This is a genomic window from Campylobacter concisus (genome assembly GCF_003048835.2).
Lineage (GTDB): Bacteria > Campylobacterota > Campylobacteria > Campylobacterales > Campylobacteraceae > Campylobacter_A > Campylobacter_A concisus_D.
On the sequence record NZ_CP060705.1, the window covers coordinates 744511 to 764612 of the forward strand.

A 20102-nucleotide genomic window follows, 5' to 3' on the forward strand; every position below is an offset into this window, starting at 1 on the left:
ATAAAAAGAGAAAAAATAGTGATATTTTGAAAACTATCTCTTGTTTTATCTATTTAAAAGCGATTTGTAAATAAAATAATTAAAAATTTCTAAAGTTTTAAAGGGTGAATGTGAAGCTAAAAATCGGCATTATCGGCTATTGCAGCACAGGTAAAAAACATTATTTAGAGCTTAGACGCTCAAACGAGTTTGAAATTTGTGGCATTTTTGACAAAGACAATGTTGATGAGTTTTGCAGAGCTGATTTTTATACTGATTTTAAAGAATTTATAGAGGTTGCCCAGCCTCAAGCAGTCGTGCTTTGCTCACCAAGAGAGGAGATGGTGGAGGCATTTTGTCAGTGTGCAAAATATTGTCAAAATATCCTCATCTCACGCCCAGTTTTTAAAAGTATCGCAGATCTTAAAGAGATAAAATATGCCGCTAAAACAAACAAAACTAGGGTTTGCACAGGAATTTCAGAGCGTTTTAATCCAACTATCTTGTCACTTAAAAAAGCACTTTTAAAAGAAGAGGAAATTTATAGCATCTCTATCGCTCATTTTAAGCCACTTTGCGATGGAAATATCATAAATGAGCTCTCAGTTTCTGACATCGACCTAGCAAAAAATATCATAAATTCTGAAGTCAGCGACTTTTACTACACTCAAACAAACAAGACAAATGCCAAAAGTGCCGATAACGCGGCGATAAGCTTTAAGAGTAAAAATCAAATTCTAGTGCATATCACTGACTCATTTTGTGGCTCACTGGAGCGCTTTAAGATAGAGGTAAATGCAAAAAATGGCGTCTATTTTGGCGATCTCATAGATCATAAGCTTCATCAAGTGAGCGAAAATGGACAGATGAATTTAAAGATAGATACAAATAATAGCGAACTAAAAGCGCAATACGAAGCCTTTTATGATCTTTGCCAAAGTGGCGAGAGCAGCGAGCTTTCAAACATCGATGATGCGATAAAGATAAGAGAACTATTTTGATGAAAAAAGCTCTTTTGCTTTTAAATATGGGCGGTGCAAACAGCCTTGATGATGTCGAAATTTTTTTAACAAATATGTTTAATGACCCGTATATTTTGGGTATAAAAAATAAAATTTTAAGAAAATTTGTAGCTTTCATGATCACAAAAGGCAGGCTAAAAACTGCAAAACACAACTACGAGCAAATAGGCGGAAAGTCACCACTTTGCGAGCTTACTGCTAAGCTTTGTGAGAAAATTTCAAGCTTGCAAAATGAATTTGAAGCGGTTGATTTTGCGATGAACTACACTTCGCCATTTGTAAAAGATGTGCTTAAAAAGTATGAAAAATTTGATGAGATAGTGCTTTTGCCACTCTACCCTCATCACTCACAAACTACGATAACTTCGAGCTTAGCTGATTTTAAAAAGGCAAAAGAGGAGCTTGATTTTAAAGCTAAAATTGCACTTTGCGAGCCATTTTATGATGATGACGCTTACAATAAGATCATTATCTCTCATATCCAGGGAGCGGTAAAAGATATCGATATAAGCGATATTAGCCTCATCTTTTCAGCCCACTCTTTGCCTCGCAAGATCATAGAAAAGGGTGATATCTACGAAAAACACATAAACGAACATGTGCAAATTTTAGGCAAAATGCTAAAAGAGCAGGGGCTAAATTTTAAAGATGTGAGCCTTGCTTATCAGTCACGTCTTGGCCCAGTTAAATGGCTAGAGCCATCACTAAACGAGGCTTTGGCAAAGTGCGAAAATAAAAAAGCGCTTATCTATCCGCTCTCTTTTTGTATAGACAACTCTGAGACCATTTTTGAGCTAGTTATCGAGTATGCTAAGCTTGCAAAAGAGCTAAATTTTAGCTTTTACAAAGTCGTTCAGTGTCCAAATTTTAGTGATGAATTTGCTAGTTTTATCATGCAAAAGTCAAAAAACGCTAGAGAATTTAGCCTTTAGGAATAAATCTTGCTTATAAAAAGCATCTCAAATTTAAAAGGAGATGTATGAAGGTTCAAAATAACGATATTATCGATTATTTGTTGCAGTCAGGCTCAGGCAAAGCTAAAGATAAAAAAAATAGTTTTGATGAAATTTTAAGTCTGACGCTTGATAAGATCACAAGCGAGGCAAAGGTTTCAGACAAGCTTGAGCAGTTTAAGAAAAGGCTTACAGAAATTGGCGCTGCTGGCTTTATAAATGAGCTAAATTCAAACAAGATAGAAGAGAAAATAGCTCAGAAAAAAGAGGAGCTAACTGAGCTTTTAAGCATAAATGATCCGACTAAAACACAGGATCAAAAAAATGAGCTACTTAAAATAATGGATAAAATTTTAAGTGACTACCGCAAAGAGCTAAACATGGCACTTACTAGCCAAACGCTGCTTGAGAAGCAAAATAGCCTTGGCAAAAATACAAATAATTCTGTAAATTTAAGCTCTGTCTTAAATGAACTTGGACTTGCATAAATTCTGGATTTAGGCCGCTTGCCTAGATCCAAATTTCTACTTTAAACTCTAAATTTGAAATTTAATATTTTTATCTTAGAAGTTAAATTTAATCTAACGCTGGTTTTTGCTTTGCTTTATCATTTTTAAGCTTATCTTTTTTAGCTTCAAACTCAGCTATGACATTAGGATCTGGAAACAAATAACCATCTTCAACCATAAGATCAACGGCCTTTTTAAATGTCGGTAACGCACTTTGCGCACCAAAGTAGTAGTAAGGCTTTTTAGGATCTCTTGCTAAAACGCCTATCGTGTAGCTGTTGCCTCTCGTGTCATTTACGAAGCCAAAAAAGGAGCCATTATAGGTGTTGCTATATCCGCCTTTGCCAGAAGCGATGTGTGCGGTGCCAGTTTTTCCGCCTATCTCAAGACCTGGCGTAAATGCCTTTAGACCAGTGCCTTTTTCAACTGTTTTTATCAAAATTCTCTTCATTATCTTTGCGGTCTCTTGCGAGATAACCTGAGCTGGCTCTGCTTTTGGCAGATCGTAGCGCTTGCCATTTCGCTCAAGATATGCCACCATGTGCGGCGTCACCTCGATACCTTTGTTGTTAAAGGTGTTATAAGCTTTCAAAAGCTGCATAAATGTCGCTTGAAGACCGTATCCGTAGCTAACTGTCGCTTTATAGGTCGATGAGTTTAGCTTCGTAACCGTTGGCATCATACCCACTTGCTCGTATGGCAGGTCGATGCCAGTCTTTCTTGAAAAGCCAAAATTTAAAAGTCCCTGATAAATTTGTGGGCCATTTAGTCTATCTACTAGCTGGATCATACCGATGTTTGAGCTGTGCACGATGATGTCTTCAGCACTCATAAAAGGCTCTGGGTGGGTGTCCTTGATGATCCTTTTGCCTAGCTGATAGCGGCCGTTATAGGTATTTACTAGCTCAAAAGGATTTACCTTTTTTTCTTGAAGTAGTATGGAGAAGATAAAAGGCTTAAAAACCGATCCAACCTCGTATGCATACTCGCTTGCGCTCGAATTTAGCGCGCTGTAATCTTGCTTTCTTATGTTTGAAGGATCATACCTTGAGCTAGAAGCTAGGGCTAGAATTTCTCCATTTTTGCTATTCATTATGCAGATGATTAGCTCTTTTGCATCTAGAAATTCACGCTTTTCATCTAAAATTTGCTCTAACTTGGTTTGAAATTTAAGCTGTACAGAAAGCACCGCGTTGTAGCCATCAACCCTCGTTGCTAAATTTGAATCGCTGGTTAAGATTATATTGTTGCCAATATCACGCGGGCCAAGGATTTTGGCGTTTTGTATCGGAGCTAGGTAGTCCTCGTAGTATCTCTCAAGCCCTTTTACACCTTTGCTTTTGGTAAGTGCGTCGCTCTCTGTTTTGCTCACGTAGCCAATGGCAGGTGTAAGAGCATCTTTTGACATAAATTTACGGTTTTGACCGCTCTCCATCACGCGCATGCCTTGAAACGAAGCAAGCCCAGTCTTTGGATCAAGATACGAGATCAAAATGCCCTTACGGTTTAGCTTTCTAGAGAGCTCTTGAAGGTAGGTAGTGCCCTTTGCGTCGATGCTGTAAGAGAGCGTGACAAGGCCTTTTGTGCCATTTATGATCTTTCTTACTTTGTTTGGATCGTCGCCGCTATAAAGCGAGTAGAGCTTGATAAACATCTCTTTTTTGTTTGGATCGATGTTTCTGGTGTCAAGCATCACTTTGTAGAGTTTTTGGCTTGATGAGATGCTAAAGCCGTCTTTTGTGACGATGTTGCCTCGGATTGCGGTATTTACGTCGCTTGTTTGAAGCTTAGGAAGCTTTCGCTCGATGCTTGCTCTATAAAATATAACGAGCACAAAGATTGAAATTCCAAAAGTAATTAATAAAAAAAGTATGGTTATTTTTGATTTTCTGGAATTCATTCAATGGCTTAAATTTGCGTTCTTGAAATTTCTTTGTATGCGCTTAGTGCTTTGTTGCGAATTTCTAGCATAAGCTTCATGCTAGTCTCTGCTTTGCCTATGGCGATAGCTGCTTGGTGTAAGTCTTTTACTTCGCCAGTTGCAAGATCAGCGATGGCTTTATCAGCATTGATTTGAACCTTGTTTAGCTCTTTTAAAGAGTCGTTTAGTGCATTTTCAAAGCCGCCTTCTTCGCCTGCTTTTGCTATTTTGCTTGAATTTTCGTTTTTGTTTAGCTTATCTAAATTTATACTATTTATCATTATGCTTGTCCTGAAATAAGTGATATCGCACTTTGTGCTATTGTTTTTGCGTTTTGAAATGACGCTACATTTGCTTGATAAGCCCTTGTCGCCTCAAGCAAGTCAGCCATCTCGATGACTGGGTTTATATTTGGAAATGCGACGTAGCCATTTGCATTTGCGTCTGGGTGGCTAGGGTCGTATTTTAGCTGAAAGTCCTTGTCGTCGCGCACCACTTTATCTACGATCACGCTAGTTAGGGCAGGGTGAGCGTTTTTGGGTGAGCTTGGGTCATCGAGTGGATTTTCATAATCAAGTAGGCTTTGTGAGTTTTTAAGTTGATCGTTTAAAATTTTATCAAAGTTCATCTCTTTAAAAATTACCTCTTGCCTTCTGTAAGGGCCGCCCTCAGCCGTTCTTGTGGTTTGAGCGTTTGCGATGTTTGAGCTGATGACGTTCATTCTGAAGCGTTGCGCGCTTAGTCCGTATCCGCTAATATCAAAATCATTTAAGTATGACATCATCTCTCCTAGTTCTTAGCACTTGCGTCTATTACGCTTTTAAAGATATTGCCCTGAGCCTTGTAGGCGCCATCAAGGGCGTTTATCATAACTGTGTTTTTGCCCATTTCTGTTGTTTCAACATCAAGATCAACCGTGTTTGCGTCATTTCTAGCCATGTGACCATCACGCAAGAAAATTTGAGCTGTGTCGCTTTTTGGAAAATCAACCGCAGCCATGTGCGCTTCGTTTGTTTTAGCTAAATTTAGTTTTTTGCTCTCTGAAACGTTATAAATTTCATTTGCTTTTTCTCTTAAAATATCTTCAAATCTTACATCTCTAGCCTTGTAAAATGGCGTATCAACATTTGCAAGGTTACCAGAGATGAGCTTTTGGCGTAGTTCTCTGCCTGCAAGGGCTGATTCGACGAGTGGGCTAGATTTTGATCTATCTAAAACAAACATTTAAAGTCCTTCTAAAATTTCACACATTTATAAGCAAATGATGTTCCAAATGTAAGGCAAATTTACTTTGTTTCATAGATTTTTGCCAAATCTTCTTTCATTTTTGTGACTTTTATGCCACCAAGATAGTATTTTACTCCGTATTGTCCGCTATCTACGTCTGTTAAAATTTGATATTCGCCGTTTTTTATCACCACTTTAAAAGGTAGTGCGATCTCATGTTTGTATTCGATATCTCTTACAATTTGCTCGGCAAGTCTGTCATTTATCTTTTGATCATTTGTTATGAAGTAGTAGGCATTAAATTTTTGCATAAATTCATGCAAAACATACTCATTTGTGACATTTTCAAAGTGGGTTAGCCCAATTAGCGTAAATTTATCTTTGTTTTCAAGCTGATATTTTGTAAGCTCGGCTGCCTCTTTTTGGCAAGGTGGGCAAAATGTGCCAAAAATGTCGATCATCAAAACCTTATTTTCATCATTTTTGATAGCAAAGCCGTGATCTTTTCTAACCAAAGTAAGCTCTTTGCCGCTTACATCTACGAGCTTAACCTCTTCGTTTGGGCTAAATTCTTTAAAATTTGCACTGCTACTCTCATCATCGCCGCACCCAAAAAAAGCAAATAAAGCGATTATTAAAACAAGTAAATTCTTCATCTTATCCCTTAAACATATCTTTTTATGGCAGCTCTTGCCTCTTTGTCTGCCTCGCGTCTTTTTAAAGTCTCGCGCTTGTCGTGTAAATTTTTACCTTTTGCAAGAGCTAGCCTTGCTTTTACGATGTTTTTATCGCTTAGATAAAGTGCTAAAACAACTAGAGCAAGCCCATCTTGTGAGACTTGACCGAAAATTTTATCGATCTGCTTTCTGTGCATCAAAAGTTTTCTGGCTGCTCGCTCATTTGGACGAAATGCGCTATGTGTAGTCTCAAGATAGCTGATATGGGCGTTTAGTAAGAAAAGCTCACCCTTTATGACACGCACAAAGCTATCTTTTAAATTTGCTCTGCCAGCCCTTAGAGCCTTGACTTCGCTGCCTTTTAAAACGATGCCGGCCTCAAAGGTCTCAAGTATGCTAAAGTCATGCAAAGCTTTCTTGTTTTTTGCTAGATCTTTTATCAAAATTTTACCTTTTAATTTACGCTAAATACGCTACTGCCGCTGCCGCTTAGAAATTTATCCCTAAACTCGTTCATCTGTGGATAGAGCTTAAAGCATGGGGCAAAAAGATCGTTTAGCTCCTCGTTTTTATAAATTTCAAGTAGCTCTTTGCTCTTTAAATTTTGCATCTTTTTTGCAGCATTAACGTCTATGTATTGTAAGAAATTGCTTCTAAATTCTTGATAAACCATCGGTGTAGAGCAAAAAACATTTGGCGTGAAAATACTTAAATTTGGCACTTCATCGTCAAATTCTTCTATGATCTCGCCTATGCCACTCACATTTGCTGCCTTGTAGCCACTTACAAAAAAGGCCACATCTGCGCCGATTTTAGAGGCTATTTGCATCAAATTTTCGCGTTTTATATTTAAATTTAGCTCGTCATTTACCATTAGTAAAAAGGTGGCGGCGTTTGAACTGCCTCCTCCTAGACCAGCACCTATTGGGATTTGTTTGTTGATGATGATTTTATGAGAGCTAAAAAACTCATCTAGCTCGTTTGAAAAGCCAGCTTTTTTTAGCTCGTCTATCGCTTTTTGGATGATGTTTTCTTTTATCTCTTTGTTGTCGCATTCGATAGCAAAAGAATTTGACTTTTCAAAATAAATTTCATCAAAAAGCTGCTCGCAAAGAACAAAACGTGACAAAATTTCGTGGTAGTTGCCTCTGGTGCCAACTACCTTCAAAAATACGTTGATCTTTGCAAAGCTTTTCATTTCTCTATTTTTTTCGCAAGTTCGTGGATATCGGCTTCGCTTGCTTTTTTAGTGGCGTGGATATTTTCGTTTTTAATATCGTTTGCCAGCTCGCTTCTTAGTATCATTGTGTTGCGCGGAGCCTCGATACCAAGCTTAACGGTGCTTTTTGAGATACTTACTACGACGACTTTTATGTCGTTACCTAGTAAAATTTCTTCGTTTTCTTTTCTTGCTAAGATTAACATTTTTCTACCTTGTTTAAAGTGTAATTTATAGTATCATCCATGATTTGGATTACGCTCATAAATTTATCATAATTTAGCAAATAAATTCCTTGTGTTTGTGTTTCAAAATCGTTAATTTTTAATTTCTTGCCGTCTAGTATGTTGTTAATATCCCCAAAATACGTGTTTTGCTCAATATTTAAAAAATTGCAAATATTTAAAAATTTTTCATTTTCATAGCGAAATTTACCCTCGCTTACCCTCTTTAATGAGCTTAAAGTTACATTATAACCAACTTTTTGCCCAAAAATTTCTGCATAAGAGCGGATGTAACTCCCCTCACTTACACTTAAACGAAGTGTCAAAAAAGGGTGTGAATAATTCAAAATTTCACTCTCATAAATTTCCATTGTCTCTAGCTTTAGCTCAAATTCCTCGCCACTTCTTGCTAGTTTGTAAGCCCTTATGCTATTTACATGTTTGGCGCTAAATTTTGGCGGGACATAGCTTATCTTGCCCATTAGCTCGCCTCTAATGGCTTCAAGTTTTTCTAAATTTAGCTCTTTTACATTTGAAATTTCAGTGATATTTTCATTATCCATGCTAGGACTACTCGCCCCAAGCCAAATAGTCGCCTCATAGACCTTTGGGCTTTTGTCTAAAAATCTAAAAAATTTCGTATACGAGCCAAAAGCGACTATCAGACAGCCACTCGCAAATGGATCAAGCGTGCCTGAAAATCCAGCCTTTTTAACGCCATACTTTCTCTTTAGTCGTCCTAAAAAGTGGTTTGAGCTCATGCCAGCAGGCTTGTTTGCCACGAAAATGGCGTTCATACGGCCTTTTCCACGAAGCTTGACATTATCTCTCTTACATTGCCACCAAAATTTATAGTTAGTTTAAATTCTTTTTTGATCTTACTAACCGCGCTCACCCTGCCGATACCAAAAATTTTATGCTTAACAAGGTCACCTTTTTTAAATTCATTGCTCTGTTCGATAACTAGCGAGCCATGCGTGATACCGCTCTCGCTTAAAAATCTACTCTTATTTAGCCTCGTGCGCTGACCTTTGTAAAAGCGCGAATTTGCAAAGCTTAGGCTAAGTGTCCTCTTAGCTCTTGTTATCGCCACGTAAGCGAGCCTGCGCTCCTCTTCGATGTCGCTACCGTCGCCAATGAGCGGGAAAAATCCCTCTTCAAGGCCGATCACAAAAAGATGCTCAAACTCAAGCCCCTTGCTCGCATGCACACTCATGATGCTAATAGCCTCATCGCTAATGCCGTCTTGTTCGCTTGTTAGCGTGATCTCGTTTAAAAACTCCTCCAGATCAAAGCTTGGATTTTGCTTGATCTGATCTTTTAAAACAGCGTAAAACTCGTCGATGTTCGCCGCTCTTTCAGCTCCATCTGGTAAGCTCTCGTAGTATTTTTTCACGCCAAATTTAGCTTCAAATTTATCTATGAGGTCAAAAACTGAGCTGCTTTCTTGAAGCTCTTTAAGGTTGTTTGCAAACTCAAGAAGGGCTGATTTTACCTTTTTACTAAAGGCTTCATCGTTATCAGAGATATTTGAGATCGCCTCAAAAATAGAAATTTTACCCTCAAAGGCCATTTTTTCGAGCTTATCAAGGCTCACTTTACCAAGGCCGCGCTTTGGGCGGTTTATGATGCGTCTTATTGAAAAGTCATCGTTTGGATTGTTTATGAGCCTTAAGTAGCTTATGATATCTTTGATCTCGGCTCTTTCATAAAATTTAACGCCGCCGACCATTTTATAGGCGATCTGCTCTTTGTTTAGCCCATCTTCAAGCGAGCGAGAAAGCGCGTTTATGCGGTATAAGATCGCGATATCTTTTGCCTGCACACCTTTGCTTAAAAGCTCTTTTATGTTTTTTGCGATCTTGCCAGCCTCTAAATTTTCATCAAAGCTCTCTATCAAATTTACAGCTTCGCCTTCGCCTTTTGTGCCTACAAGCTTCTTGCCAAGGCGGTTGCGGTTATGATCTATTAGCTCGTTTGCAGCCTTTAGTATCGCTTCACTTGAGCGGTAGTTTTTCTCAAGTCTGATGATCTTTACGTTGCTAAACTGATCCTTGAAATTTAAGATATTATCGATCTTTGCACCTCGCCAGCCGTAGATGCTTTGATCATCATCGCCCACCACGCAGATGTTTTCGTGGCATAGACAGAGTTTTTTTAGGAGCTTATACTGAAGATCGTTTGTATCTTGATACTCATCGACCATTATGTATTTGTAGCGGTTTGAGATATCTTTGGCTAGCTCTTCGTTTTCGTCTAAAATTTTATATGTAAGACCTAGCAAGTCATCAAAATCAACGAGGTTGTTTGCCTTTAAATAGTCCTCGTATTTTTCATAAATTTGCGCTGCTTGCTTGTAAAAGTTGTCTTTGCTCTTGTCAAAAGAGGAGAAATTTGCGTTTTTATAGACCTCTTCTACGCTTAAAAGCGAGTTTTTATAGTTTGAAATTTCACTTGAGAGTATCGCCGTGGCGACCGGACTTTCAAAGCTTTTGATGATGCGCTTTTTATCGTCTGTGTCGATGATGACGAAGTTGTTTTTTCTGCCAAGTTTTTCTATGTAGAGCTTTAAAAATAAAAGTCCAAATTTGTGAAATGTGCAAAGTAGCGGCGAGTAGTTTTTGCCGCTTTGACTCAGCATCGCCATGGCTCTGCTACGCATCTCGTTGGCGGCTTTGTTTGTAAAAGTAAGAGTTAGCGTGTTTGCCGCGTCTATGCCGACCTCGCCGATGAGATAGGCAAGTCTAGTCGTGATCGTCTTTGTCTTGCCGCTGCCAGCGCCTGCAAGTATGAGCATCGCACCGTCTATGTGAGTGGCTGCTTCGCGCTGGGCTTCGTTTAAATTTGATAGTAAATTTTCCATTTTTCGCTTTTTAAATTTTCTTTTGATTTTAGCCAAAAATGCTTAAAATTACTATTTTTTCTTAAATATATCTTTATTTTTTGGGTTTTGCAAAAAGACTGAGGCTGATTTTTTAGCGTGATCGACTTGCTTCTCTTTTGGCTTGTAGATAGAGAAATTTACAAGGATCGGGCTATTTTCAACCAAAATTTGAACCACCGCTCCAAGTGGAAAAGAGACCACTGAGGCGAAATTTTCACTACCAAAGCCAGCCTCAAAGCTAAGCTCATCTTGCGTTAGCATGGTACTCTCAAGCGTGTAGCCACCAAGTGAGAACATAATGACTGGCATACTAAAGCTCCTACTTATCTCATCTGGCAAGCTAGGCTCAAAGCTAACCAGCGGTAAATTTGCCATAACTGAGAAATTTACCCCCTTTTCAAGCAAAAAATCAATGCACTCATAGACGTGCATCTTCATCAAAAGTGCAAATTTCTCATCGTCTAAAATTTCGTCTAACATCTTAATCCTTTGAAATTTCTAAAAACTCATCTACTAGCTTTTTAACCTCGTTTATGCCGATCTGCCAGAAATTTTTATCATCTATATCAAAGCCAAATTTACCCACAAGCTCCCTTGGGCTAAGGCTCCCACCAAGGCTCAAAAACTCGGTGTAAATTTGCACAAAATTTTTGCATTTACCGCTTTTGTAAAGCCCAAAAAGTGCAAGCACAAGAAGCTGCGCGTAAGAGTAGGCATAGCAGTAAAATGGCGTGTGGATGAAGTGCGGGATGTAGCTCCACCAAATTTTGTAGTAGTCGTTTAGCGTGACGCTTTTGCTAAACATCTTTTTGCTCTCTTTTAGCCAAATTTTATTTAGCTCATCTAGGCTGATCTCGCCCTCGTGTGCATGCACAGCCCTTTCAAAGGTGGTGAAATTTATCTGGCGGTAAAGCGTGGCAAATATATCCTCGATCTTGCCAGCAAGCAGTGAAATTTTCTCTTTTTTGCTAAGGTTTTCTTTTACGTGGTCAAAAACTAGCATCTCGCAAAAGACTGAAGCCGTCTCAGCCGTGGTTAGCGGAGTGTCTGAGTTTAGGTAACTTACGCTATATGAGAGCTTTTGATGCACAGCGTGACCAAGCTCGTGAGCAAGCGTGAAAAGGTCTCTTCGCTGATTTGTGTGATTTAGCAAAACATAAGGGTGCGTGTCGCTTGATCCTGAGTGAGAAAATGCGCCACCTCGCTTGTTTGGCGCTGGATAAACGTCGATCCAGCCGTCATTAAAGGCGCTTTTGGCTATATCGCCAAATTTAGGTGAAAATGTCCCAAACGCCTTTAAAACTATCTTTTTGCACTCATCAAATTTATACTCGCCCTCACTGCTAAGAGGCGCGTATCTATCGTAGTCATAAAGCTTTTTAAGGCCTAAAATTTCTCTTTTTCGCTCGTAAAATTTAGCAACTAAATCAAAATTTTTCTCCGTTACGGCAATTAGCGAATCAACGCTTTTTTTAGTGATTTGATTTTCAAGGTGTCTTGGCTCTTCAGGAAGCTTGAAATTTCGCAGCTCGCAGCTCGTTTTTAGATCAGTTTTTATCATATTATATATGTAGCCAAGAAGGTGCTGGTGCTTGCTAAGCTCGCTTGAAAGGCTTTTGGCGGCTAGTTTTCGCACGCTTTGGTCGCTCTCATGAAGCTTGGCTAAAATCTCTTCTTCATTTAAAAGCTCGCCTTTAAATTTAAACCTCATCTTGCTCATGCTCTCATCAAAAAGCCTTGAAAAGCCCTCTGCTCCGGTGCTTGCCGTGCGAAGTAGTACTCTCTCTTCGGCAACGCTAAGTTGGTGCGGTTTTGCTTTGGCGAGATTGCTTAGATAATAGCCGTATTTTTTAGAGCTTTTTATGATCTCTTCTTGTTTTTTAGGGCTAAACTCATTAAATTTAATCTCAAAAAATATCAAATTTTCATTTGCTTTTGTCGCTATATCATCGATTTTCGCGTAAAATGCGCCCCTGCTTGTATCTTTGGCAAAATTTAAAAAAGCATAGGTCATTACTTTTGAAATTTTAGCTATCAAACTTTCATATTCGCCAAATGCCTTTAAAAACTGGTCTGTTTTTAAATTTTCATAATTTTCAAGGTATTTATCTTTAAATTTCTCGCACTCTTTTTGTAAATTTAGTGCGTTTTGCTCGCACTCTTTTTCGTTTGCAAAAAGTGCTTTTAGATCCCAAATTTGCATATTTATCCTTTAAATTTTTGGGACATTTTACAAAAAAATGGATAAAAGTAAAATTTCAGCCAAAATTTAGCTGAAATTTTATGAAGGTTAGTTTGAAGTCTCTGATGCCACGGCTGTAAAAAGCACGTCTGATGAGCTATTTAGCGCAGTTTCAACTGAGTCTTGGATGACGCCTATCGTAAAGCCAACTGTGACAAACTGCATAGCGATGTCATTGCCGATGCCAAAAAGTCCGCACGCTAATGGCACTAGAAGTAGTGAGCCGCCAGCCACGCCTGAAGCGCCGCATGCGCCAAGGGCTGAGATGAAGCATAGAAGAAGCGCATCGCCAAATGTAACTGTGATAGATGGGATAGAATTTACCGCAGTAAGCGCTAGGATGCTAATGGTAACTGCTGCACCACCCATGTTTATAGTAGCTCCAAGTGGGATAGAGATCGAGTAGAGCTCCTCTTTTAGGTTTAGTTTTTTGCAAAGTGCCATATTTACAGGGATGTTTGCAGCCGAGCTTCTTGTAAAAAACGCTGAGATCGCGCTCTCTTTTAGACAGATCATCACAAGTGGATAAGGATTTTTCCTAGTTAGTGCAAAAACCATCGCTGGATAGACGATAAATGCCACTACAAGCATCGCTCCAACAAGAACCAAGATCAGTTTGAGATATCCTGCAAGTGTCTCAAATCCAGTGTCATGAATGCTAATTGCAACCATACCAAATATGCCAAATGGAGCTAGTCTAATGATAAATTTAACGATATGAGTTACGCCGTCGCTTATATCTTTAAATACCTTTTTGGTCTCAGGTGTAGCATATCTCATAGCGATGCCGCCACCTATAGCCCAAGTGATAATGCCTATATAGTTGCCATTTGCTAGGGCGGTTATTGGGTTTTCAACCATTTTATAAATAAGATCTTTTAGCACGTTTGTGATGCCTTGTGGGGCAGACATATCAGCGCTTTGCAGACCTTTTAGCGGTATCTCGATAGGAAATAAAAAGCTTGCAATAACCGCTACAACAGCTGCTAAAAAAGTGCCAACGAGGTAGAGTGTGATGATCTTTTGCATGCCTTTTGTATGACCAAAATCTTTTAAAATGATAGAGGTTGCAACTAAAACAAATACAAGAATAGGTGCGATCGCTTTTAGAGCGCCTTTAAACAAATCTCCTAAAACTGAGGCTGAAGCAGCGATAGAATCAGCCGAACTAGCCTTTTCTTTGGCTTCATCAAGCTGTTTTGCTTCATCTTGGCTAAGACGAGTTTTTATAACTTCATCTACGCTTAAGCCACTCTCTTTTTGAATGGTTTGAATTTTGGCTGAGATTTGGTTGTAAGGGGCTGCCTGATAGTGTGTGTAAAAGCCAACTAGGGCACCTAGGATGATACCAACTAAAATTTGAACGATCAAATTTCCGTCGGCGTATCTTCTTGCAATGTTTTTAAACATATTCATTTGACACCTTAATAAATTAGTTTTTTGTTGATTCTAGCTAAATGATTTTTAAATATAAAGAAATTTAAAAAGATTAATTGGCTTTTTATATAGATTTGTTACAATTGCACGAAAATTTAACCAAGGAAAAGGACTAAAATGTATCTATTTACTTCTGAAGTTGTAAGTCCAGGTCATCCAGATAAATGTGCTGATATTATCGCTGACAGCATTGTTGATACTATTTTAACGCAAGATCCAAATGGACGCGTCGCAAGCGAAGTTTTTGTCGCTGGAAAAAATATAGTAATAGGTGGAGAGATAAACTCAAAGGTAAAACTCTCTTATAAAGACTACGAAAAGATCGTAAAAGATGCTCTTGCGCACATTGGATATGATGGAAAGAGCAACTTTACAAAAGAGCAGTGCTTGCACCCAGACGATATCGAGGTCAAAGTCTGCTTAAATCAACAAAGTCCAGATATAAATCAAGGCGTTGATCAAAGTGATGGCGAGATCGGAGCAGGTGATCAAGGCATCATGTTTGGCTTTGCGAGCTGCGAAGCGAAAGAATTTATGCCAGCAGCTATAACTTATGCAAGAATGCTTTGTGAAAAAGTCTATAAATTTGCCAAAGCAAACCCTGATAAGCTTGGTGTTGATATAAAAACGCAAGTTACGATTGATTACGGTAGTAAAGACAACTTTGAAAACTGCAAACCTCAAAGTATCCACACTATCGTCGTATCTGCTCCTTGCGTGGAGAGCATGAAGATAGAAGAGCTTCGCGCACTAATACAAAATTTAATAGACGAAACTGGCCTTCCAAAAGAGCTATATAATAAAGAAAAAACGATCATTTATATAAACCCAACAGGCAGATATGTAAACCACAGCTCGCTTCACGATAGTGGTCTAACAGGCAGAAAACTAATCGTCGATAGCTTTGGCGGATATAGCCCAATAGGCGGTGGCGCTCAGTCAAGCAAGGACTACACAAAGGTTGATCGCAGCGGACTTTACGCAGCGCGCTGGATAGCTAAAAATATCGTAGCAGCTGGCCTTGCTAAAAAATGTATCGTTCAGATAAGCTACGCTATCGGCGTTGCAAAGCCAACTTCAGTTAGTGTTGATACCATGGGAACTCACGCAAACAGCGTAAATGACGATATGCTTTCAAATTTTGTAAGCGAGCATTTTTCTCTAACTCCTCGCTGGATAACAAATAAATTTGGTCTTGATAAACCAAGCAAAGAGACATTTTTATATGCAAAAGTAGCTGCAAAAGGTCAAGTGGGAAATGCAAAATATCCTTGGGAAAAGCTTGATGCGGTTGATACTTTCAAGGCTTTACTAAAAAAATAATCAAAAAAGTGGCTTTATTTAAAAAGCCACTTTAAATTTCTTTTATAACTCATCCCAAAATGCTTTTTTAGGCTTTATAATCTCGCTTTTTGAGGCATTTACGCTGTGATAGACCGCTTTATTATATTTTGTGGCAAGGTGTTTTATTAATAGTCTTTGAAGCACAGGTTCGCTACTTGGCACAAACCAGCCGTTGTTTGTGATGGCCACGACCACGTCAAATTCGCCCCTATAAAGCTCCTCTCTTGTTGCCTCGTAGCAGATAGCGTTTCTGATTTTAACTTCATCTATCTCATAGTCGCTAAAATTTTCAGCCTTTTTAAAGTCGCTAGCCCCACCAAAAAATAGCTTATTTACCGCATCTTGCATAAATTTTGGCAAAGGAATTTCTTCTCCAAATGGCACTAAAAATTTCTTATCCATTCGCCTAAGAGTGCCGTCTTGAAACAAAAATGCAGAGTTATAAATTTGTTTATTTTCATAGGCAAGTGCGCCAGCTACGATGGTTATCTTTTTTGAAAGCTCTTTTAGCTCATCAACAAGCAGTGGCTCATTTGTCATAAATAGTGGAAACGCACTCTCTGGAAGTACGATGAGGCGTTTTTGCTCGGCTATGGCGCTGCTTATCAAGTCTAAATTTTCATTTGTAAATTTCATGCGCAAGCTTTTATCCCAGCGCACCCTTTGAGCGACATCGGTGTTTATTAGCTCCACGTCAAATGGCAGAGTCTTTGCCTCGCTACTTTTAAACTGCAAAGCGGCGATCAGGCAGATAAAAGCTAGGATAAATTTAAAAATTTTGCCTTTTAAACTCAAAAAAATAGCTGCTAAAAAAACAAATATAAGCCCTCTAGTATTTGGCTCAAAAGCGCCCAAAACAAGCGTTGCTTCAAGGTTAAACCAGTTAAAGCCAAATGGGTGCACGTAGCTTATTAAAAATAACAAAACAGCTCTTAGTGCTATAAAGCTTGGGAAAGAGGCTATCCAAAATAAAAGTCCATAAACAAGGGCTACAAAGAGGACGACAAATGGTATAAGCCAGACTAGTTCGTAGTAGATAAAGCTAAAGCCGATCCAGTAAAACCACAAAATTCCAGTGAAAAATCCAGCCGTGAAAAATCCAGCCCTGCTTAAATTTATGATGACGTAAATTCCAGCTAACGTAAGAAAAGGTGAGATGAAATTTAAAATTTGATTTTCTGCCATAGCTAAAAAAATGAAATTAGAAAGCAAAAAAGCACCGACAAAGGCTTTTATTATAATTTTAGTGCTAAAATGTCCGTTTAAAAATCTTACAAATAAGGAAATCCATGCAAAACGCTGATTTTTTAACATCATTACTACCTCTTGTTGTGCTTTTCGCCATATTTTACTTTTTGGTTATCAGACCTCAACAAAAACAACAAAAAGCCCATGCAGCGATGCTTGCAGCTCTTGATAAAGGCGATAAGATAATAACTAATGGCGGACTTATATGCGAAGTGATTAAGGCCGAAAGCGATTTTATCAAAGTTAAACTTAACGATGATGTAATCGTTCGTATAGCACGCGAGTTTGTAGCTAAAAAGATCGAAGATAAATAATGCGTAACGCAAGAGTTACATATAGGCTGATTATCTTAATATTAGCCTTGATTTTTGGTTTTGGCTTTTCGGTGCCATCTTTTTTTCAGACTCAAAGTGGAGCTAAAATTTCATTAGGACTTGACCTTCAAGGTGGTCTTCATATGCTTCTTGGTGTTGAAACTAACGAGGCTATCCACTCTAAGATCAAATCAATCGCTGGAAGTATAAATTATTATGCTAAAAAAGAAGATGTGCTTATTGATAAATTTAAGATAAAAGAAGATAGTGTTGATTTTGCGCTGCTTGATAGTGACGAGGCTCCAAAAGTTGATAAGGCACTTGCTGAGATAAAAGGGCTTGATATCAAAAAAGATGGTCTAAACTATCACATCACTCTAACAGAGCAAGAGAGGCTTGATACGATCGAGTATGCGATCTCTCAAGCTGTTGAGACCATTAGAAACAGACTTGATCAGTTTGGTTTAGCTGAGCCAACAGTTGCTAGACAAGGTAAAGACAATATCCTAGTCGAACTTCCTGGCATAAAGACTGAAGAAGATGAGCAAAGAGCGAGAGATCTTATCGCAAAGGCTGCTCACTTGCAGCTTATGGCAGTTGATGACAAAAGACAAGATCAGGCAAATACGATGAGCGAGGCTGAGGCCGAAAGCTATGGTGATGTGATCTTTAAAGATGCTAAAAATGACCGCGTAAAATACGTCGTTAAAAATATCCCAGTGCTTGATGGCTCGATGCTAACTGATGCAAAGGTCGCATTCTCTCAGCAAAACAACCTACCGATCATAAATTTCACACTAAATTCAGAAGGCGCTAGAATTTTTGGTGATTTTACTGGCGCAAATGTGGGTAAAAGGCTTGCTATCGTGCTTGACGGCAAGGTCTATTCAGCTCCAGTTATAAACGAAAGAATAGGTGGCGGCAGCGGCCAGATTAGCGGTGGTTTTACCCTTGATGAAGCTCACGACGTAGCGATCGCACTTAGAAGTGGCGCACTTTTAGCACCTGTGAAGATGCTAGAAAAAAGAAGCGTTGGCCCATCTTTAGGCCAAGAGAGCATCAATCAAAGCATGGTTGCTCTTGCTGCTGGATCTATTTTAGTCGTGCTATTTATGCTAGTTTATTACGGAATTTCAGGCGTTTTTGCAAATATCGCACTAGTTGCGGATGTCGTTATATTGGTCGCTGTCATGGCGCTTTTTGGAGCGACGCTTACTCTGCCAGGTATGGCTGGTATCGTGCTAACTATCGGTATGGCTGTTGATGCAAACGTCATCATAAATGAGCGTATCCGCGAGCTTTTGCGTGAAGGCGTGGCGATAAGAACAGCTGTTCAAAAGGGATATGAGCACGCTATGAGTGCGATCATCGACTCAAACTTGACTACTATCATCACAGTTGCGGTGCTTTATGCTTATGGCACTGGTCCAGTTAAGGGCTTTGCTGTGACAATGGCGATAGGAATCATGGCGTCGATGCTAACGGCCATTTTAGGCACTCACGGCATGTTTGATGCAGTCATGGATAAGATAGAAAAAAGCGGAAATACCAGACTTTGGTTTGGTTATAAAAGGAGCTAGAGATGCAAATTTTTACTAAGGCAAAAGTTTATGATTTTATGCGGTTTAGATTTGCTTCATTGGCACTTTCTATATTTTTATTTGTTGGCTCGATCTTTTTGCTTGCAACAAAGGGTCTAAACTACGGCATCGACTTCTCTGGTGGTACGCTTATACAGCTAAAATACGACACCAAAGCGCCACTTGATAAAATTCGCGATGCTTTTGGCACAAATGAAGTGCTTAAAAACGCCTCTGTTACTGAGTTTGGAAGCGAAGATGAGGCTGTTATTAGATTTTCAGGATCAAGTTCAAATTTAACTGGCGACATCGGTACTGAGATAAAACAAATTTTAAAAGATACTGGAAATTTTGAAGTAAGACGTGTTGATATCGTTGGTCCAAAGGTTGGTGACGAGCTTAGGCAAAAGGGCTTGATGGCTCTTGGAATTTCACTAATTGGCGTGCTTCTTTATATCACATTTAGATTTGAGTGGAGATTTGCGCTTGCTGCGATCGCAACTGAAATTCACGATATAGTCATAACTGTTGGTGCTATTTCGCTATTTGACATTGATGTAAATTTGGACACGCTAGCAGCTGTTTTAACGGTGCTTGGCTACTCGCTAAACGATACGATCATCATTTTTGACAGGATCAGAGAAGGCATAAAAGAGAGCAAGAGGACTGATATCGAGGGCGTTATCAACGAGTCAGTCTCAGCCACACTTTCAAGAACCATCCTAACTTCAGCCACTACGATGATGACTGTTGTTGTGCTATTTTTGTTTGGCGGAGATATGATACATGGGTTTTCATTTATTCTTATCGTTGGTATAGTTATAGGAACGATCAGCTCGATCTACATCTCATCACCATTTCTTATCTGGTTTAAATTTAGCATCGAGCATTTTAGAGCTAGAGAGGCTGAAAAGCAAAGGATCAAAAAAGAGCGTGATAAAGAGCGTGCTATGTTTGAAAAAGGCGTTGTGTAAGGAGGGATAATGAACTGGGGAAAAGTTATCTACATATTTTTTGCGTTGATGAGTCTTACGACTACGGCGGAGTTTTTATATGATAAAAACGAGATCGCCCTTTTTGTGGCAGCTAGTATAAATTTAGTTTCTACGCTACTTAAGATTGGCGTTAAAAATTTACTATCAGCTGAGCTTTTTGCTAGCTCGCTGGTTGCTGATTTGCACCTTATACCAGCTTTTGTCATTTTGCAAGTATCTGAAAATGCAACGCTTAGCTATTCATTAGCTATTGGCGCAGTCATTGCAAATATATTTTCACTAGCCTTGGTACTAATAGAATCAAGCAAATCACAAGAAGAATTTTAG

Annotated in this window: 22 protein-coding genes; 8 read left to right on the forward strand and 14 right to left on the reverse strand. The window is 38.9% G+C overall.

The features are described from left to right. The first annotated feature begins 110 nt into the window (after positions 1-110). Genes CVT08_RS03680 through CVT08_RS03690 form a run of 3 tightly spaced genes read left to right on the forward strand, consistent with a single transcriptional unit; the run spans position 111 to position 2442 of the window. The gene (locus CVT08_RS03680; protein ID WP_012139985.1) at positions 111-980 is read left to right on the forward strand and encodes a Gfo/Idh/MocA family protein; all 870 of its coding nucleotides are present in this window, start codon (positions 111-113) and stop codon (positions 978-980) included. After that, entirely contained in the window at positions 980-1933 is a 954-nt protein-coding gene (gene hemH, locus CVT08_RS03685; protein WP_107856254.1) for a ferrochelatase, read from the forward strand. Before CVT08_RS03680 ends, hemH begins: the two co-directional genes overlap by 1 nt. Before the next feature lie 47 nt (positions 1934-1980). After that, complete coding sequence (locus CVT08_RS03690) at positions 1981-2442, forward strand: response regulator (protein WP_103558542.1); 462 nt, start codon at positions 1981-1983, stop codon at positions 2440-2442. 88 nt (positions 2443-2530) lie between these two features. Here the strand turns inward: CVT08_RS03690 and CVT08_RS03695 are convergent, their stop codons facing one another. From CVT08_RS03695 to sstT, 13 genes are all read right to left on the reverse strand, one after another. Then, entirely contained in the window at positions 2531-4363 is a 1833-nt protein-coding gene (locus CVT08_RS03695) for a peptidoglycan D,D-transpeptidase FtsI family protein (RefSeq protein WP_107856255.1), read from the reverse strand. Between the two features lie 8 nt (positions 4364-4371). Continuing rightward, entirely contained in the window at positions 4372-4665 is a 294-nt protein-coding gene (gene fliE, locus CVT08_RS03700; protein ID WP_021089607.1) for a flagellar hook-basal body complex protein FliE, read from the reverse strand. Continuing rightward, complete coding sequence (flgC, locus tag CVT08_RS03705; RefSeq protein WP_012139981.1) at positions 4665-5165, reverse strand: flagellar basal body rod protein FlgC; 501 nt, start codon at positions 5163-5165, stop codon at positions 4665-4667. Before flgC ends, fliE begins: the two co-directional genes overlap by 1 nt. A gap of 8 nt (positions 5166-5173) precedes the next feature. Then, the gene (gene flgB, locus CVT08_RS03710) at positions 5174-5608 is read right to left on the reverse strand and encodes a flagellar basal body rod protein FlgB (RefSeq protein WP_107856256.1); all 435 of its coding nucleotides are present in this window, start codon (positions 5606-5608) and stop codon (positions 5174-5176) included. A 62-nt stretch (positions 5609-5670) separates the two neighbouring features. Further along, positions 5671-6267 carry a thioredoxin gene (locus tag CVT08_RS03715; protein ID WP_012139980.1) on the reverse strand — a complete coding sequence of 199 codons (597 nt, stop codon included), beginning with the start codon at positions 6265-6267 and terminating at the stop codon, positions 5671-5673. Between the two features lie 8 nt (positions 6268-6275). Then, positions 6276-6728, reverse strand: a complete 453-nt coding sequence (smpB, locus tag CVT08_RS03720) for an SsrA-binding protein SmpB (protein WP_035170093.1) — start codon at positions 6726-6728, stop codon at positions 6276-6278. Between the two features lie 14 nt (positions 6729-6742). Further along, entirely contained in the window at positions 6743-7486 is a 744-nt protein-coding gene (locus CVT08_RS03725; protein WP_107856257.1) for a 4-(cytidine 5'-diphospho)-2-C-methyl-D-erythritol kinase, read from the reverse strand. Then, the gene (gene csrA, locus CVT08_RS03730) at positions 7483-7713 is read right to left on the reverse strand and encodes a carbon storage regulator CsrA (RefSeq protein ID WP_002941828.1); all 231 of its coding nucleotides are present in this window, start codon (positions 7711-7713) and stop codon (positions 7483-7485) included. The genes CVT08_RS03725 and csrA overlap by 4 nt, the downstream gene beginning before the upstream one ends. Continuing rightward, a complete protein-coding gene (truB, locus tag CVT08_RS03735; RefSeq protein ID WP_107856258.1) occupies positions 7707-8528 on the reverse strand; it encodes a tRNA pseudouridine(55) synthase TruB in 822 nt (273 codons plus the stop codon). Before truB ends, csrA begins: the two co-directional genes overlap by 7 nt. Then, positions 8525-10594 carry an ATP-dependent helicase gene (locus CVT08_RS03740; RefSeq protein ID WP_103647644.1) on the reverse strand — a complete coding sequence of 690 codons (2070 nt, stop codon included), beginning with the start codon at positions 10592-10594 and terminating at the stop codon, positions 8525-8527. The genes truB and CVT08_RS03740 overlap by 4 nt, the downstream gene beginning before the upstream one ends. A gap of 51 nt (positions 10595-10645) precedes the next feature. After that, positions 10646-11095 (reverse strand): hypothetical protein, encoded by a 450-nt coding sequence (locus CVT08_RS03745; protein WP_107856259.1) that lies wholly within the window; start codon positions 11093-11095, stop codon positions 10646-10648. Position 11096: 1 nt separating this feature from the next. Beyond that, positions 11097-12818: a M3 family oligoendopeptidase gene (locus CVT08_RS03750; RefSeq protein ID WP_107856260.1), complete on the reverse strand. Its 1722-nt coding sequence runs from the start codon at positions 12816-12818 to the stop codon at positions 11097-11099. Between the two features lie 87 nt (positions 12819-12905). Continuing rightward, the gene (gene sstT / locus CVT08_RS03755) at positions 12906-14273 is read right to left on the reverse strand and encodes a serine/threonine transporter SstT (RefSeq protein WP_413784345.1); all 1368 of its coding nucleotides are present in this window, start codon (positions 14271-14273) and stop codon (positions 12906-12908) included. Between the two features lie 138 nt (positions 14274-14411). On the opposite strand from sstT, the gene metK reads away from it, so the two are divergent. After that, the gene (gene metK / locus CVT08_RS03760; protein WP_107856261.1) at positions 14412-15617 is read left to right on the forward strand and encodes a methionine adenosyltransferase; all 1206 of its coding nucleotides are present in this window, start codon (positions 14412-14414) and stop codon (positions 15615-15617) included. A gap of 42 nt (positions 15618-15659) precedes the next feature. On the opposite strand, the gene CVT08_RS03765 is transcribed toward metK, so the two are convergent. Continuing rightward, complete coding sequence (locus tag CVT08_RS03765) at positions 15660-16952, reverse strand: apolipoprotein N-acyltransferase (protein ID WP_196381028.1); 1293 nt, start codon at positions 16950-16952, stop codon at positions 15660-15662. On the opposite strand from CVT08_RS03765, the gene yajC reads away from it, so the two are divergent. The 4 genes from yajC to CVT08_RS03785 are packed head-to-tail and all read left to right on the forward strand — an operon-like array spanning position 16928 to position 20102. Further along, positions 16928-17200, forward strand: a complete 273-nt coding sequence (gene yajC, locus CVT08_RS03770) for a preprotein translocase subunit YajC (RefSeq protein ID WP_107856310.1) — start codon at positions 16928-16930, stop codon at positions 17198-17200. The two genes, CVT08_RS03765 and yajC, sit on opposite strands and share 25 nt — an antisense overlap. Further along, a complete protein-coding gene (gene secD / locus CVT08_RS03775) occupies positions 17200-18780 on the forward strand; it encodes a protein translocase subunit SecD (protein WP_103558533.1) in 1581 nt (526 codons plus the stop codon). The genes yajC and secD overlap by 1 nt, the downstream gene beginning before the upstream one ends. A 2-nt stretch (positions 18781-18782) precedes the next feature. Beyond that, positions 18783-19754, forward strand: coding sequence for a protein translocase subunit SecF (gene secF / locus CVT08_RS03780; protein WP_021092267.1), 972 nt, complete (start codon positions 18783-18785; stop codon positions 19752-19754). A gap of 9 nt (positions 19755-19763) precedes the next feature. Then, the gene (locus CVT08_RS03785; protein WP_002942000.1) at positions 19764-20102 is read left to right on the forward strand and encodes a DUF6394 family protein; all 339 of its coding nucleotides are present in this window, start codon (positions 19764-19766) and stop codon (positions 20100-20102) included.

Excerpts from the sequence above, each read along its gene's own strand:
- hemH (WP_107856254.1), top strand. The coding sequence starts at position 980 with ATGAAAAAAGCTCTTTTGCTTTTAAATATGGGCGGTGCAAACAGCCTT.
- CVT08_RS03690 (WP_103558542.1), top strand. The coding sequence starts at position 1,981 with ATGAAGGTTCAAAATAACGATATTATCGATTATTTGTTGCAGTCAGGC.
- CVT08_RS03695 (WP_107856255.1), bottom strand. The coding sequence starts at position 4,363 with ATGAATTCCAGAAAATCAAAAATAACCATACTTTTTTTATTAATTACT.
- fliE (WP_021089607.1), bottom strand. The coding sequence starts at position 4,665 with ATGATAAATAGTATAAATTTAGATAAGCTAAACAAAAACGAAAATTCA.
- flgC (WP_012139981.1), bottom strand. The coding sequence starts at position 5,165 with ATGTCATACTTAAATGATTTTGATATTAGCGGATACGGACTAAGCGCG.
- flgB (WP_107856256.1), bottom strand. The coding sequence starts at position 5,608 with ATGTTTGTTTTAGATAGATCAAAATCTAGCCCACTCGTCGAATCAGCC.
- CVT08_RS03715 (WP_012139980.1), bottom strand. The coding sequence starts at position 6,267 with ATGAAGAATTTACTTGTTTTAATAATCGCTTTATTTGCTTTTTTTGGG.
- CVT08_RS03725 (WP_107856257.1), bottom strand. The coding sequence starts at position 7,486 with ATGAAAAGCTTTGCAAAGATCAACGTATTTTTGAAGGTAGTTGGCACC.
- csrA (WP_002941828.1), bottom strand. The coding sequence starts at position 7,713 with ATGTTAATCTTAGCAAGAAAAGAAAACGAAGAAATTTTACTAGGTAAC.
- truB (WP_107856258.1), bottom strand. The coding sequence starts at position 8,528 with ATGAACGCCATTTTCGTGGCAAACAAGCCTGCTGGCATGAGCTCAAAC.
- CVT08_RS03740 (WP_103647644.1), bottom strand. The coding sequence starts at position 10,594 with ATGGAAAATTTACTATCAAATTTAAACGAAGCCCAGCGCGAAGCAGCC.
- CVT08_RS03745 (WP_107856259.1), bottom strand. The coding sequence starts at position 11,095 with ATGTTAGACGAAATTTTAGACGATGAGAAATTTGCACTTTTGATGAAG.
- CVT08_RS03750 (WP_107856260.1), bottom strand. The coding sequence starts at position 12,818 with ATGCAAATTTGGGATCTAAAAGCACTTTTTGCAAACGAAAAAGAGTGC.
- sstT (WP_413784345.1), bottom strand. The coding sequence starts at position 14,273 with ATGAATATGTTTAAAAACATTGCAAGAAGATACGCCGACGGAAATTTG.
- metK (WP_107856261.1), top strand. The coding sequence starts at position 14,412 with ATGTATCTATTTACTTCTGAAGTTGTAAGTCCAGGTCATCCAGATAAA.
- yajC (WP_107856310.1), top strand. The coding sequence starts at position 16,928 with ATGCAAAACGCTGATTTTTTAACATCATTACTACCTCTTGTTGTGCTT.
- CVT08_RS03765 (WP_196381028.1), bottom strand. The coding sequence starts at position 16,952 with ATGTTAAAAAATCAGCGTTTTGCATGGATTTCCTTATTTGTAAGATTT.
- secD (WP_103558533.1), top strand. The coding sequence starts at position 17,200 with ATGCGTAACGCAAGAGTTACATATAGGCTGATTATCTTAATATTAGCC.
- secF (WP_021092267.1), top strand. The coding sequence starts at position 18,783 with ATGCAAATTTTTACTAAGGCAAAAGTTTATGATTTTATGCGGTTTAGA.
- CVT08_RS03785 (WP_002942000.1), top strand. The coding sequence starts at position 19,764 with ATGAACTGGGGAAAAGTTATCTACATATTTTTTGCGTTGATGAGTCTT.